The following is a 15,724-nucleotide window of genomic DNA, read 5'->3' on the forward strand; positions in this document are numbered from 1 at the left end:
TTGAACGAAGAACAAGCGAAGGAACGCATCCTGGAACTCCGGGAAATGCTAGAAAAATATAATTATGAATATCATGTACTAGACAAGCCGTCTGTACCTGATGCTGAATATGACCAGCTGATGAAAGAGCTGATCGAACTTGAAAACAATCATCCAGAACTTCATGACGAGCACTCGCCTACATCACGTGTAGGCGGTGCTGTTTTGGACTTTTTTGAAAAAGTGGAACATACCGTACCGATGCTGAGCCTCGGCAATGCCTTCAATGATCAAGATCTTCGTGATTTTGACCGCCGTGTAAGAGATAGTGTAGGTTCGAACGTATCGTATGTTGCCGAACTCAAAATTGACGGTCTAGCCGTATCCCTCACGTATCAAGATGGTCGTTTCGTTCGTGGAGCTACACGCGGTGACGGCACAATCGGTGAGGATATTACGAATAATTTAAAAACGATCCGTTCTATTCCATTTAAGTTAAAAGAAGATGTGATGCTCGAAGTACGAGGCGAGGCTTTCATGCCGAAAAAATCTTTCCAAAAGCTGAACGCACATCGAGAAGAAGAAGGCCAAGAGCTTTTCGCGAATCCACGGAACGCAGCAGCTGGATCTTTACGTCAGCTCGATCCGAAGATTGCCGCGAGCCGTAACCTCGATATTTTTCTTTATGGTGTAGGAAAGCTTGAAGGACATTCGGTCGATTCGCACGACGAAAGCTTAACGTACTTAAGCCACTTAGGTTTCAAAACGAACCCAGAGTGGAAGAAGTGCGCGAACATCGAAGAAGTTATTGAATATGTGAACAGCTGGCAAGAAAAGCGTCCAGACCTTCCATACGAAATTGACGGGATCGTAATTAAGGTAAATTCGTTGTATCAGCAAGAGGAACTAGGATTCACGGCGAAGAACCCGCGTTGGGCGATCGCGTACAAGTTTCCAGCTGAAGAAGTAGTAACAAAGCTAGAAGGTATCGAGTTGAACGTTGGACGGACGGGTGTTGTAACACCTACTGCACTGCTGAAGCCTGTGTTAGTAGCGGGAACGACGGTAAAGCGTGCTTCGTTACATAATGAAGACTTGATTCGTGAAAAAGATATCAAGCTCGGCGATTATGTTGTAGTAAAAAAAGCGGGCGACATCATCCCTGAAGTCGTGAATGTAATCACGGAGCGCCGAACTGGTGATGAGATCGATTTTAATATGCCGACCGAATGCCCAGAGTGTGACAGCAAGCTAGAGCGTTTGGACGGTGAAGTAGCATTGCGTTGTTTGAACCCGCAATGTCCGGCACAGATTCGAGAAGGATTCATTCACTTTGTATCGCGAAACGCCATGAACATTGATGGGCTTGGTGAAAAGGTAGTCGCACAGTTATTCAAAGAAAAATTAATTCAAAACTTTGCGGATTTGTTTAAGCTAGAGCGCGAGAAACTGTTAGAATTAGAGCGTATGGGCGAGAAGTCGGTAGACAACTTGCTTGCAGCAATTGAAAAGTCGAAAGAAAATTCTTTAGAGCGTCTGCTGTTCGGGCTTGGCATTCGTCATGTCGGAGCGAAAGCTGCAAAGACAATCGCGCAGCGTTTTGAAACGATGGATGGATTAATGAGTGCTTCTAAAGAGGAACTCTTAGCTGTTGAAGAGATCGGTGAAAAGATGGCTGACTCTATCCTGCTTTATTTTTCAAAGCCAGAAGTACACGAGCTCGTAGCAGAGCTTAAGTCTTTAGGCATGAACATGGAATACAAAGGTCCGAAGCTTGTAAAGGTTGAAGATCTGGATACACCGTTTGCAGGGAAAACGGTGGTGTTAACAGGTAAACTATCTATTTTGACTCGTAATGAAGCAAAAGAAAAATTGGAGCGCTTAGGAGCGAAAGTAACAGGAAGCGTGAGTAAGAATACAGATATGCTGATCGCAGGAGAAGATGCTGGATCTAAGCTTGATAAAGCGAAGACGCTAGGCATTGTGATTTGGGATGAGCAAAAATTGGTGGACGAGCTTAACAAATAAGATTGGCGAGAGCTAACCAACAATACTAGAGGAGTGTCCGTGATGATGAAACGGGTTGGGCTCCTTTTCTTAAGTACTTTACTGCTTTTGACCGGCTGCTGGGGTGGCGATGAGCTGGAAAAAGAAGAAAAGATCGTGCAAGAAAAGGGCAAAAAAGATGAAAAAGCGATTATTACAGGGGAGATTAACACCGGTGAAAAGTACTACCGAAGTATTTTTCCGTTTGAACCAGGTGGTGCCCGTGGTGTAATTCGTTATGGCGTTGATAACCGACTTGATATCAACGAGTTTGAGATGGGCTTAATGCGTATCGCTCAAGACACATTCAGTACAGACAAGTACTTTTTCCAAGAAGGACAGATCTTGAATGAGCCAACGGTTACGAACTGGCTGAAAAGAGCAGATGACGAACCTGGAAAAAGTAAGAGCAAGCTAGACCAAACAGGATTGAATCCGAAGCTAGGTGTAAAAGTAGACGAAGGTGACCCTGGCTATAAAGATAAGATGCTAGAAGCAAACAAGAACAACCCTAAGTATCTTTCTTATGTTCTTGAGCACAACTATCTTGTTCAAAGCGGTGATGGAAAAGTAAAGCTTGGTGGTGTGGTAATCGGTTTATCCTTTAACTCAACCTATTATTATGACGTTAACCAACAAGGCTTGATCTACCCTGGTGAAGTGAAGCTCCAGCGCGATAAAGTGAAACAAGAAGCACAGAAGATCGCCGGACAAGTGGCAAGTCGTTTGCGCACAGATCCAAAGCTTAAAGATGTGCCGATCGTATTTGCTCTTTATCAAGAAGAAGAGCGTGATTCTGTAACGCCTGGAAACTTCTTTGCTTCAGGGGTAGTGAAAAAAGGAAGTAGCTCGGTAAGTTCATGGGAAGATGTAGATGAAGATTATGTGCTGTTCCCATCTGACGCTGCTTCTAAAAAGAAACGAAGTGACTACGAAAAGTTCACTACCTTTAAATCAAAGGTTCAAGAATATTTCCCTAACTATATCGGGGTGATCGGGAAAGGTTACTATAAAGATGGTAACCTTGAGCGATTGACGATTGAGATTCCTGTTCAGTTCCGCGGTAAAGCAGAAATTATCTCCTTTACCCAGTTCGTAGCAACATCCGCACTAGGTGAGCTTCCGAATGTGCCGGTAGAAGTATATATCGGTTCAGCCGTTGATCAGCCAGAGGCGCTTATCGTGAAGGACGAAACTACACAAGAAGAACCGTTCGTGCATATTTATCGTAAATAAGGATTTTTTGAAAGCCCACTACCTTTATGGTTAGTGGGTTTTTGTTGTGCAAGGTGAGAGGTTCCCGGGGATGCAGCCCGCACTGTGGTTTTGTGATTTTACGGTACGTGCATGTGAGCACCCGAAATTGCACGGCGACCACCTGAAGACAGCTCCCCGCAACACAAAACGGAACTAAATTGAACAAAGTGAACCACTTTCAACGACTGTTTTTAGAAATCTATGAAAATATACTTCAAGATGAGCAAAACTAATATTTATTCGTATAACACCTAAATCTTCTAAACAAATCAAGGGAAAATTCATTAATCATTCACTACAAAGAAAAAAGATACAAAGATGCACGACATCCCTTTAAAATAAAGAATTCTGACTATTATCAGTTTGTTTGAACAAACCGCTATGTTCATGTAGAATGAACGTGGGAAACCGAATAATGAAAACGCTTTAATAGGAGGGGAATTTATTATGACACGTGAATACCGTCATGAACCATTTATGGATTTTTCAGTTCCTGCAAACAAGGAAGCTTACGAAGCAGGGTTAAAGGTAATTAACTCAAAGCTTGGTACGGAGTTTCCGCTTGTTATCGGCAGTGAAAAGATCACGACAGACGAAAAGATTGTTTCTATAAATCCAGCTAACAAAGAAGAAGTGATTGGATCTGTTTCCAAAGCGACTCAAGATCACGCTGAGCAAGCGATGCAAGCTGCATTAACAGCTTTTGAATCTTGGAAAAAGTGGGATCCTGAGCACCGCGCGAACATCTTGTTCCGTGCAGCAGCGATCATCCGCCGCCGTAAATATGAATTCTCCGCTATGCTTACAAAAGAAGCAGGTAAGCCATGGAAAGAAGCTGACGCTGATACAGCTGAAGCGATTGACTTTTTAGAATACTATGCACGCCAAGCGATCAAGCTTAAAGCTGGACAACCAGTTGTAAGCCGTGACGGCGAAATTAATAAATTTAGCTATATCCCACTTGGAGTAGGTATCGTTATCTCTCCATTCAACTTCCCGTTTGCGATTATGGCAGGTACTGCAGCAGCGGCGTTCGTTACAGGTAACACTGTATTGTTAAAGCCTGCGAACTCAACGCCAATTATTGCAGCAATGTTCGTACAAGTGATGGAAGAAGCAGGACTTCCTGCAGGCGTACTTAACTATGTACCTGGTAGCGGTGCTGAGATCGGTGACTACTTAGTAGACCACCCGAAAACTCGCTTCGTATCGTTCACAGGTTCTCGTGAAGTTGGTTGCCGTATCTATGAGCGCGCAGCAAAAGTTCACCCTGGCCAAATCTGGCTGAAGCGTGTAATCGCTGAAATGGGTGGAAAAGACACAGTTGTTGTTGACCGTGATGCTGATCTTGAATTAGCAGCTAGCTCAATCGTTTACTCTGCGTTCGGATTCTCTGGACAAAAATGTTCTGCTGGATCTCGTGCAGTTATTCATCAAGACGTGTATGACGAAGTTTTAGAAAAAGCTGTAGCTCTTACTAAGACTTTAACAATGGGCAGCCCTGAAGAAGTTGGAACTTATATGGGGCCGGTAATCGATCAAGCTTCCTTTAACAAAATCATGAAGTACATTGAAATTGGTAAAGAAGAAGGCCGTCTGATGACTGGTGGAGAAGGCGACGACTCTAAAGGTTACTTTATCCAGCCAACAATCTTTGCTGATGTTGATGAGAAAGCTCGTTTGATGCAAGAAGAAATCTTCGGACCAGTTGTAGCTGTGTGTAAAGCTCGTGACTTCGATCACATGATGGAAATTGCGAACAACACAGATTACGGTCTTACAGGTGCACTTCTTTCAAACAACCGTGAGCACATCGAGCGCGCTCGTGAAGAGTTCCACGTAGGTAACTTCTACATCAACCGTGGATGTACAGGTGCAATCGTTGGATACCAGCCGTTTGGCGGATTCAACATGTCTGGAACTGACTCGAAAGCAGGCGGACCAGACTATCTAACACTTCACATGCAAGCAAAAACAACTTCAGAAACACTTTAATTTTTAAAAATGTGCCCTTTCTCGTTTGAGAAAGGGTTTTTTTATGTGTGTATTTTTCATTTATAAGTCTTCATCAGAATTTATAAGTCTTGAAAAAATTTTATAAGTCTTCAAATTTTTTTATAAGTCCTCAAAAAAATTTATAAGTCTTCACACAATCTGCAAACAAAAAGGGATTGTACACGCCGCTTCAGGAAAAGTTAATCGTATAACGATATGGAAGCAGGTGTTGAGATGTCAAAAGATAAAGAGCCAAAGAAGAGTGTTCCTGAAGTAGATCTCGATGAAACGTTGCCTCATCAGATCAGTTCGCCTGATTTTAAAGGTACAGGAACGAAGATGGAAGCGCCGTTTGTAAACGAGCATGGTGTCGTAATCGGAGATAGCTTCTACGATTCAGAGAATTCACCACTGAACAACTGGAGTAAAGACACAAATCCAGAAGTAATGGCAGGGGAAGAGTGGGTGCATCCGACCAATGATATCGGTTGGAACACGAACATGAACCGCGACCTCATCGAAAAGAAAGCACCTCCAAAAGAAGGAATGTTACGCCATCCAACAAAAGACTCGAGCTACGGTAAAGATTAAGACATCTGGTTTTCCTCACCGGATGTTTTTCTTTTGTGCTTGGAGTGGACTATAGTAAGATGAGAGTAACGATGAGGGAGGTAACACACATGGCATATTTTGCAGCAATTTTACATATGGAAAAACCAGAGCTCAATCAAGAGTTCCGTCAGGCTCATCTAGATTACCTAGCAGAGCTTGTGGCACATGATAAAGTTCATCTGAAAGGACCATTCTTAGACGGAGCAGGCGGTATGGTCGTTTATAAAGTTGAATCATTAGATGAAGCGAAACAATTAGCAGAAGAAGATCCTTACGTAAAAGAAGGCGTGCGCCGCTTAGAACTTCATGAGTGGGGAATTTAAAGATCTGATCATCAATAACGGAAGAATCTACGTAAAAGTAGATTCTTTTTTCTATTTTGAGAGCTGTTTATGTGGCGTAAGTGAGGGCTTCAGGTGAAATCAGTGCGATCTCAGGTGGTTACAAGCGTCACAGCGGTGCTCACAGGACTTTTTCAGGTGGTAACCCAACACTCTCAGGTGAAAACAACCCATTCACCGGTGAACGCGTAATAAATATAAAAACACGTACCGTAAAACGGGCTCACATCCCGCAAACAACACACAATCCCACAAATACTCCATAAAAATAACTCAATTTCGTGAATGTTCCGTCCTCAAGTTGCTTATACAGCAAGCTTTTTGTTATCATCAGAATAATACTTTTCGTATAGAAAGTCTTGGAGGTGGCATGCTTGTCTCGAATTTCGAAAGATCAAGTGAAGCACGTGGCGCATTTAGCCAGGTTAGCGGTTACGGAGGAAGAAGCCGAATTGCTGACTGAACAATTAGATAAGATCATCGGGTTTGCTGAAGAACTGAACGAACTCGATACAGATAACGTGGAGCCGACTACGCACGTTCTGGAGCTGAAGAATATCCTTCGCAAAGACGAAGTGAGAAATTCTGTATCAGTGGATGAGGCGATGAAAAATGCGCCTTCAGAAAGAGATGGCCAGTTTAAAGTTCCGAACATTTTGGAGTAGGAGGAAAGACCACGTATGTCGATTTTAGATAAAAAGATCTCAGAACTGCATCAGTTATTACATACAAAAGAATTGAGTGTAACTGACATTGTGGAGGCGACGTTTGACCGCATTCATCAAGTAGATGGTAAAGTAAAAGCGTTTTTAACACTTAATGAAGAATACAGCCGAATCAAGGCTAAACAATTAGATGAAAAGCTCGTTTCCGGTGCTGACAGAGGACTGCTCTTTGGTATGCCGATCGGAATCAAAGACAACATCGTAACAAAAGGGATTCGTACAACTTGTGCGTCTCGTATTTTAGAAAACTTTGAACCGATCTATGATGCAACCGTTGTAGAACGCTTGAATCAAGCGGACACAATCACGATCGGAAAATTGAACATGGATGAATTTGCGATGGGCTCATCAAACGAGAACTCCGGATTCCACCCGACTCACAACCCGTGGGACCTTTCTTGTGTACCAGGAGGTTCATCCGGTGCGTCTGCAGCATCCGTATCAGCGGGAGAAGTTCTTTTCTCACTAGGCTCTGATACAGGTGGCTCGATTCGTCAGCCTGCTGCTTTCTGTGGTGTTGTTGGATTGAAGCCGACGTACGGACTTGTTTCTCGTTACGGCTTAGTCGCGTTTGCGTCTTCACTCGACCAGATCGGTCCTGTAACGCGTAACGTCGAAGACAACGCATACTTGCTGCAAGCCATTGCAGGGAACGACCCGATGGATTCTACATCTGCAAAAGTGGATATCCCTGATTACCTAACTTCTTTTACAGGTGATGTAAAAGGATTGAAGATTGCGGTTCCAAAAGAATACCTAGGTGAAGGTGTCGAGCCAGGCGTAAAAGAGCGCGTGATGGATGCTCTAAAAGTACTTGAAGGACTTGGAGCAACATGGGAGGAAGTATCTCTGCCGCACTCTCGTTATGCGCTTGCAACGTACTACTTGCTGTCATCATCGGAAGCTTCTGCTAACCTTTCACGCTTTGATGGTGTTCGTTACGGACTGCGTTCAGATAACAGCGAGAACCTGATCGAGATGTACAAGCAGTCTAGAAGCGAAGGATTTGGTGAGGAAGTAAAACGCCGCATCATGCTTGGAACGTTCGCGTTAAGCTCTGGATACTACGATGCTTATTATAAAAAAGCACAAAAAGTTCGTACGCTGATTAAAGAAGACTTTACGAACATTTTTGAAAAATACGATGTAATCATCGGACCGACAACGCCATCTGCATCGTTTAAATGTGGATCGATGACGAAAGATCCGTTAACGATGTACATGAACGATATTCTAACGATTCCGGTTAACTTAGCTGGTGTGCCTGCGATATCTGTACCTTGTGGATTTTCAGATGGACTGCCGATCGGACTTCAGATCATCGGTAAGCATTTTGACGAGAGCACGATTTATCGCGTAGCACATGCGTTTGAACAAGCAACAGATCATCACACAGAAAAGCCGAAGCTGTAGGGGGTGCAGAAAATGAGCGAATTTGAAACGATAATTGGATTAGAAGTACACGTTGAATTAAAAACGAACACTAAGATTTTCTGCGGCTGTTCTACAAACTTTGGTGCACCGCCGAACACGAATGTGTGTCCGATCTGCTTAGGACATCCAGGTGTGTTGCCTGTTGTGAACCATCAAGCTGTAGATTTTTCAATGCGTGCTGCACTTGCACTAAACTGTGAAATCAATAGAGAAACAAAATTTGACCGCAAGAACTATTTTTATCCGGACAACCCGAAAGCTTATCAAGTGTCACAGTTTGATAAGCCGATCGGTGAAAATGGCTGGATCGAGATCGAAGTGGGCGGCAATAAGAAGAAAATCGGCATCACGCGTATCCATATGGAAGAGGATGCGGGTAAGCTGACGCATACGGCAGACGGATCGCTTGTCGATTTAAACCGTCAAGGAACGCCGCTTGTTGAAATCGTATCTGAGCCGGATATTCGTACGCCGGAAGAAGCTTACGCGTATTTAGAAAAGCTTAAAGCGATCATTCAATATACAGGTGTATCTGACTGTAAGATGGAAGAAGGTTCGTTGCGCTGTGACGCTAACATTTCGATCCGTCCGGTTGGACAAGAGAAGTTCGGAACAAAAGCAGAGCTTAAGAACTTGAACTCGTTTGCTTTCGTACAAAAAGGGTTAGAGCATGAAGAGAAGCGCCAGCGTGAAGTAGTTTCAGCTGGAGGAGAGATCCTTCAAGAGACCCGCCGATATGATGAAGCGACGAAAACGACGATCCTCATGCGTGTAAAAGAAGGATCTGACGACTATCGTTACTTCCCTGAGCCTGACCTCGTTTCCATTTTTATCGATGAAGAGTGGATGGATCGTGTGAAATCTGACATTCCGGAGCTTCCGGATGCTCGTCAAAAGCGTTATGTGGGTGACTTCGGATTACCTGAATATGATGCAAAAGTATTAACGATGACAAAAGAGATGGCTGATTTCTTTGAAGCGACAATCACAGCAGGTGCAGATGCGAAGCAAGCTTCTAATTGGATCATGGGTGAAGTGAGTGCTTATTTAAACAACGAAAATAAAGAGCTCGATCAAACGGCATTAACAGCTGAAGGTCTTGCTGGCATGATCAAGCTGATCGCAGACGGAACGATCTCTAACAAGATCGCGAAGACGGTCTTCAAAGAGTTGATCGAGAACGGTGGAGACGCAGAGAAAATCGTGAAAGAAAAAGGTCTCGTGCAGATCTCAGACGAAGGAGCGATCCGAGAGATCGTCGTGAAGATCCTCGATGCGAACGAGCAATCTGTTGCGGATTATAAAGACGGAAAAGAAAAAGCAGTCGGATTCCTTGTTGGGCAAGTGATGAAAGAAACAAAAGGGAAAGCAAACCCTCCACTTGTAAACAAGCTGATTGTGGAAGAACTGAAAAAAAGATAAATAAGACTTGTTTTGGTTTGCTCTGTTGATTATGAGGATGGTTGATTTCCGTTCCAGGTCCTCCCTTTCCGGAGGCGTGCGGTGAGCCTCTCAGCGCTCTGCGCTATCAAGAGTCTCACCTGTCCCGCTGTTCCCCCAGGAGTCTCGCACCGCCACTCCAATCAACTTGCAACGAAGAAAGTCTAAAACAAAAAAATCCTCCTGTTACTTCGGGAGGATTTTTTTGTTTCACTCATTATTCAGAGAATCCTGAATCAAATAAGCAATCTGCTTACATGCTGGATGATTATTCAGGTTTAAGATCAACCCTTTTACGATTGTAGGACTGAGACTCGGCTCAATCATCTGCTGTTTCAGAAGGATCAATGACTCTTCTAGCGTCGCATCTTCCACTTCCTCTATCTTTTGCTCCATCAATTTGAGCAGCTGTTCTTTTGTTACATGAACATGGAAGGGCTCATTAATCGTATGGTAAAGCTCTTCTGTGATAAACGTCGTTTCTGAATGCTTGGCAAGCAGTGCTGTTTTCTCTGCGAGCGAGCGACTCAATGTATGAAGATCTAGTGGAACATCAAAGAACAGGATCAGGTGTGAATACGTATGAATGAAGCCTTTTACACAATAAATCAAATCATAACGAGTCTGTAAGATTCCTTTACCATATATGCGGTCTAACATACCTAAAATGATATTATCAATGAGTTTATCGTACTGATGAATCTTGGAAATCAGCTCTTCATTTGGTGTTTTTGATTGTTCTTTTATAAAGATCTTGGCAAAATCAGAATGCTTTTGAAAAGAATGAAACGCAGCTTGGTAGAATTCGTATAAAAGATTAGCATCCGTTTCATGATTTTTGACTACTTGGTCAATATCTGAGATCAGACTCAGCATAAAGTGGTCGATTAGACCGTTGATCAGTTCGTCTTTTGATTTAAAAGATAAATAGAATGCACCTTTTGAGATGCCGGCGTGTTCTGTGATCTGTTGGACTGATGTGGAGTCAAACCCTTGCTGTGCAAAAAGTTCTAAGGCACTTTCCATAATTAATTGTTTCTTACTCATTGTATCGCTCCTAAGTAATTCATTGACAAATGACCAATCAGTCATTAGTATAAATAATTGAGTTGGATAAGTCAATTAGGGGTTGGTGGATGAATGAAAGGTTTAGTTAATCTTGTCTTGATGAATAAATTAGCTGTATGGCTGCTTACCATTATTATAACAGTCTCAGGTATTTATTCAGGAACACGCATGAATATGGAAACGATTCCTGATGTTTCAATTCCATACTTGATGGTGATGGACGTTTATCCTGGAGCTACTCCAGAGAAAGTAATGGAAGATGTGTCGATGCCGATCGAGAAAGCGGTAGAAGGGCTTGAAGATGTTAAAGCCGTTTATTCAAATTCTTATTCGAATATGTCTAATCTTCAAGTGGAATACGAATACGGGATAGACATGGACGAGGCAAAGCGTGAGCTCCAATCTGCACTGGATGCAGTTGAATTGCCAGAAACGGCTGAGGAGCCGACTGTGACAGCGATCAGCATGAACATGATGCCAGTTGCTGCATTAAGTGTAAGTAGTACGAAAGAGGATATCGTTGAATTAACTTCAACGGTTGAAGAGATTATTCTTCCTAAGATCGAGAAGATCGATGGTGTGGCATCCGCCAAAATTACGGGTCAGCATATCGAAGAGGTAGATCTTACATATAAAAAAGAGAAGTTAAAACAGTATGATCTAACAGAAGATAAAGTAAAAGAAATGATTCAAGCAAGCAACATGGCTGTTTCATTAGGACTGTATGAGTTTGAAAAAGGGGAAGAAGCCGTTGCGGTTGATGGGAAGTTCATGACTTCAGATGAACTGAAGAACATGATGATTCCGGTAACACCATCTGCAACAAACCCAACACCGTTTGTAAAACTTAGTGATATTGCTGATATTAAGACGGTTGGTAAAGTAGAATCCGTATCTCGAACAAACGGAGATGAAGCGATCGCTATTCAGATCGTGAAAGAACAGCAAGCCAACACGGTTGATGTTGTGAATGGTGTAAAAGAGCTGATTAAAGAAGAGAAATCCAAAGTAGATGGTCTTGTTATTGATGTGTCACTCGACCAAGGAAAGCCGATAGAAGATTCAGTAGCAACGATGATTGAAAAAGCATTATTTGGCGGCTTGATTGCTGTATTAATCATCTTGCTGTTCCTTCGTGATTTTAAATCGACGATTATTTCGATCATCTCTATTCCAGTTTCGATCTTCATGGCGTTAGTGCTGCTTAACTGGATGGAAATCACACTGAACATCATGACGCTAGGGGCGATTACGGTTGCGATCGGCCGTGTAATCGATGACTCTATCGTTGTCGTAGAAAATATTTATCGACGATTGCATTTGAGAGAAGAAAAATTAAACGGACGTGCGTTAATACGAGAAGCAACCATTGAGATGTTCAAGCCAATCCTGTCATCAACCCTGGTAACAGTCGCGGTGTTCGCTCCGCTTATCTTTGTGGGTGGTATGGTAGGCGAACTGTTCGCGCCGTTCGCGTTAACGATGACGTTTGCGCTTGGTGCCTCACTGATTGTGGCGATTACCATTGTTCCTGCATTATCACACTTTTTGTTCAGAAAAAAGCTGTATGGCGAAAAGACAGAAAGCAGCCATAAGGAAACTGGTAAATTATCAAAATGGTATAAAGGGATTCTTAATAAATCTCTTAATCATAAAATTATCACTTCTATCTTGGCCGTCCTTTTACTTGCAGGAAGTTTAGCTTTAACGCCTATCATCGGTTTCAGCTTCATGGGCAGTGAAGAAGATAAAGTGATGTACTTAACATACACACCAAAAGCCGGGGAGCTTAAAGAAGAAACACTGAAAAACGTTGAAGCATTAGAAGAAAAGATGCTAAAACGAGATTATATTGATATCGTTCAAATTTCTGTTTCAGATAACGCAGATCCGATGATGGCTATGGCCGGTGGTGGAGAAGGGGGGGCACTCATGTACCTCATCTTTGATCCCGAAATGGAGAACTTCCCAGAAGTGCGAGATGAAATAGAAGACTATGTCGCTGACCTTGGTCAATCAGGCGAATGGAAGAGTCAGAACTTCGCTGCCTCAACGGGAGCTGAAAATGAAGTCAGCTATACGTTCTACAGTGAAGATTTGAATAAACTCAATAAAGCGGTAAAGATGGCAGAAGACGCCATGAAGAAGAACGACCAGTTAGAGGATGTTACTTCAAGCGCGAAGGATGCGTTCGTTGAGCATACGTTTAACGTCGATCAAAATGAGATTCTGAAATATGGACTAACAACAGGTCAGATCGTGATGATGCTGAATCCGTTGAAAGCGGATGATGTCTTAACGACGATCGAAAAAGACGGAGATACACTTGATGTCATTGTTCAGCAGGAGCAAACGAAACAACCTAAATCAGTGGATGATATTTTAGCAAGACAAGTACCGACAGCTCTAGGCACGACAATGCCGTTATCTGAGATTGTTACGGTCGAAAAAGGAACAACGCTTAATACCCTTGCCCGAAGTAAAGGGGAATATTATGCTACCGTTTCAGGTAAGGCGATCGGCGATGATATGTCCAAAGCAACTTCCGAAGTTCAAAAAGACATCGACAATTTGGATATGCCAAAAGGAGTAACCGTTGGAGTTGCAGGTGTTCAGGCAGATATGACCGAAACCTTTACGCAGCTTGGAGCTGCCATGCTTGCGGCAATTGCAATTGTGTATTTCATTCTTGTCGTAACATTCCGTGAAGGTGTCGCACCATTTGCGATTCTATTCTCGCTTCCGTTTGCCGTTATTGGTTCATTTGTTGGTCTATTGATCGCGGGTGAAACCATCTCTGTATCGGTTATGATGGGTCTGTTGATGTTGATCGGTATTGTTGTAACAAATGCTATCGTACTCGTAGACCGCATCATTCACATGGAACGTGAAGGAATGAGTATGCGTGAAGCGATTCTAGAGGCGGGCGCAACGCGTCTTCGTCCAATCCTGATGACAGCTATTGCAACAATCGGAGCGTTGATTCCGTTAGCAGTCGGCTCAGGAGGTGGCGGACTGATCTCGAAAGGCCTTGGCGTTACCGTAATTGGTGGATTAGCAAGTTCTACATTATTGACCCTGATTATCGTGCCAATCGTGTATGAAGTCTTATCCAAAATCTTTAAAAAGAATCGTAAAGAAGTAGAAGAGAATTAAGGAGAAAGCCCTGCAAAAGTGATGTTGAGTCACTTGCAGGGCTTTTGCTTTTATTTAAAGTATAATGTTAGGCTTTAACTACTTCCGCATCCACTGCCGCAACTGCTTCCACAGCTGCTCCCACTATCACTGCTGCAGCTGCTGTCATGTCCGCCATTGTCGTCACGATGGTTGCCACAACCACTTCCACAAGCGGTTGTGTTGCCTGAGTAATAGTTAGAAGCGGGACTTAATTTCGCCATGTGCATATCATAGTCTTCGTAATGATGATAGGAATAATAGAGCATCGCGCCAGCTAAGATTGGTGCACTGTCTATGGAATGTGGTGTTACTTTTAATCCTTTATAAGGATTTTTATTATGGGATACTCGCTTTATATCTCCTTTAATTTTCGTAAGCAGAGCTGTAACAGTTTCTTTATCTGCTGTTTCTCTAAAGTATTTCTTGTTTAACTCATCGATAGATAGTGCGTTTAGCTCCTGTATAAATCCTTTGTGAAGTGGGTTTTGAAAGAAACTACCCCAGGCGATATGTGTAAAATCAGTAAAAGTAAAAAGCTTTGCGTACAAAAGATCAAACCACGCTCTCCCATGGGGATCGGGTTCTACAACATCATTCGGAGCATGATGAATGTGCTCACCGCATAGTTCAGCAGAAAATTTTTCATACTCCTTCGTATACATCAGCATCTCGTGCCAGATATCATCCACCTTTTTACTAAACATCGGTACATTATTTAAGAGTGAACACATGATAAAGAAGCGTTGAAGCTCATAATATACAACCTCAAAATAGGCTTCTGTTGCCTTCGGGTGTTCTGAAAGATATCTGCGTTTAATTTTTTCTTTGAATTCACGAGGGAGAGCTCTCTCCATATTTCTTATACTTTTTTGTAAATGTAAATCTTCACGGATCCCCAAGTTCGGAGGAAGTTCAGTTTTTTCTGCCACCTTTTGATAATTCGGTTTAGTCGTGAATTTAATAACAAGGGGAGCAATTACGGCAATAGCAAAAAATAATAAAAATAGTTCAAACATCAATGGCGCCTCCTTTTACGTCTCCTACCAAATAGCTATATTCTAGTTCTCTACTTTAATGATAATATAAGATAAAAATATTGTAAAAAAGTGGGTGTGTTTTTGACAGTTTTATTGTTGGCAGGAATTGTTTTTACGTTAATTCTCATCATGAGACAAAGGGATTTCGCTTCTGTAGGTGTGGTAAGAAACATTTCTCATAAATTAAAGGGTCATTCTTTAAGTACTAATTATTGGCAAGCGGGTATGGCTCTATTTGCTGCGAACGCTGCATTATTCGCACTAGCTTTTGTGATTCTCTTCTTTCTGCCTTATGGGGCTGTGCTAGGATTGTTAATGTGTATATCACTCAGTCTCTTTACTTGGGTAATTTTTTCTGAAGTGTGGAGGGGATCATGGAAGGATAAAGTGAAGATGGTGTTCTTCGGGAGCTCATTTTTTCTTCTTTTCTTAGGATGGATTCTTTGGTATTATGCAACACTTGAACCCGCTTATCCAGGAGACGACCTATTCATGGCATGGATCGGAGTGATCATTGCATTTATTTTTACTATAGGGGCAATGTGTGTGAGTATGTTTGTGATTTTGCGAAAATGATAATTTGGATAAAAAAGAGATTGCCCGGTGGACAGTC

General features: G+C 42.5%; 12 protein-coding genes. 10 read left to right on the top strand and 2 right to left on the bottom strand.

What is annotated here, in order from left to right; all coding sequences use genetic code 11:
- The 8 genes from ligA (at position 1) to gatB (ending at position 9,811) form a co-directional block, all read left to right on the top strand.
- A complete protein-coding gene (ligA, locus tag ACOZ9X_RS15505; protein WP_423418983.1) occupies positions 1 to 2,007 on the top strand; it encodes an NAD-dependent DNA ligase LigA in 2,007 nt (668 codons plus the stop codon).
- 42 nt (positions 2,008 to 2,049) lie between these two features.
- The gene (locus tag ACOZ9X_RS15510) at positions 2,050 to 3,261 is read left to right on the top strand and encodes a CamS family sex pheromone protein (protein WP_423418984.1); all 1,212 of its coding nucleotides are present in this window, start codon (positions 2,050 to 2,052) and stop codon (positions 3,259 to 3,261) included.
- A 468-nt stretch (positions 3,262 to 3,729) separates the two neighbouring features.
- On the top strand, positions 3,730 to 5,277 hold the full coding sequence (pruA, locus tag ACOZ9X_RS15515; protein ID WP_423418985.1) for an L-glutamate gamma-semialdehyde dehydrogenase: 1,548 nt from the start codon (positions 3,730 to 3,732) through the stop codon (positions 5,275 to 5,277).
- Positions 5,278 to 5,511: 234 nt separating this feature from the next.
- On the top strand, positions 5,512 to 5,868 hold the full coding sequence (locus ACOZ9X_RS15520) for a DUF3905 domain-containing protein (RefSeq protein WP_423418986.1): 357 nt from the start codon (positions 5,512 to 5,514) through the stop codon (positions 5,866 to 5,868).
- 89 nt (positions 5,869 to 5,957) lie between these two features.
- Positions 5,958 to 6,212: a YciI family protein gene (locus ACOZ9X_RS15525; RefSeq protein WP_423418987.1), complete on the top strand. Its 255-nt coding sequence runs from the start codon at positions 5,958 to 5,960 to the stop codon at positions 6,210 to 6,212.
- 392 nt (positions 6,213 to 6,604) lie between these two features.
- Entirely contained in the window at positions 6,605 to 6,895 is a 291-nt protein-coding gene (gene gatC / locus ACOZ9X_RS15530; RefSeq protein ID WP_066390841.1) for an Asp-tRNA(Asn)/Glu-tRNA(Gln) amidotransferase subunit GatC, read from the top strand.
- A gap of 15 nt (positions 6,896 to 6,910) precedes the next feature.
- Entirely contained in the window at positions 6,911 to 8,368 is a 1,458-nt protein-coding gene (gatA, locus tag ACOZ9X_RS15535) for an Asp-tRNA(Asn)/Glu-tRNA(Gln) amidotransferase subunit GatA (RefSeq protein ID WP_423418988.1), read from the top strand.
- Between the two features lie 12 nt (positions 8,369 to 8,380).
- Positions 8,381 to 9,811, top strand: coding sequence for an Asp-tRNA(Asn)/Glu-tRNA(Gln) amidotransferase subunit GatB (gatB, locus tag ACOZ9X_RS15540; protein WP_423418989.1), 1,431 nt, complete (start codon positions 8,381 to 8,383; stop codon positions 9,809 to 9,811).
- Between the two features lie 228 nt (positions 9,812 to 10,039).
- Here gatB and ACOZ9X_RS15545 read toward each other — a convergent pair whose 3' ends face one another.
- Complete coding sequence (locus ACOZ9X_RS15545; protein WP_423418990.1) at positions 10,040 to 10,876, bottom strand: TetR/AcrR family transcriptional regulator; 837 nt, start codon at positions 10,874 to 10,876, stop codon at positions 10,040 to 10,042.
- 93 nt (positions 10,877 to 10,969) lie between these two features.
- Between ACOZ9X_RS15545 and ACOZ9X_RS15550 the strand changes: the two genes are divergently transcribed.
- Entirely contained in the window at positions 10,970 to 14,053 is a 3,084-nt protein-coding gene (locus ACOZ9X_RS15550) for an efflux RND transporter permease subunit (protein ID WP_423418991.1), read from the top strand.
- A gap of 74 nt (positions 14,054 to 14,127) precedes the next feature.
- Here ACOZ9X_RS15550 and ACOZ9X_RS15555 read toward each other — a convergent pair whose 3' ends face one another.
- Positions 14,128 to 15,090: a hypothetical protein gene (locus ACOZ9X_RS15555; protein WP_423418992.1), complete on the bottom strand. Its 963-nt coding sequence runs from the start codon at positions 15,088 to 15,090 to the stop codon at positions 14,128 to 14,130.
- Positions 15,091 to 15,192: 102 nt separating this feature from the next.
- Between ACOZ9X_RS15555 and ACOZ9X_RS15560 the strand changes: the two genes are divergently transcribed.
- Positions 15,193 to 15,687, top strand: coding sequence for a hypothetical protein (locus ACOZ9X_RS15560; protein WP_423418993.1), 495 nt, complete (start codon positions 15,193 to 15,195; stop codon positions 15,685 to 15,687).
- Positions 15,688 to 15,724: the final 37 nt, after the last annotated feature.

Origin of the sequence: Fictibacillus nanhaiensis (assembly GCF_049537595.1) — a bacterium.
Lineage (GTDB): Bacteria > Bacillota > Bacilli > Bacillales > Fictibacillaceae > Fictibacillus > Fictibacillus nanhaiensis_F.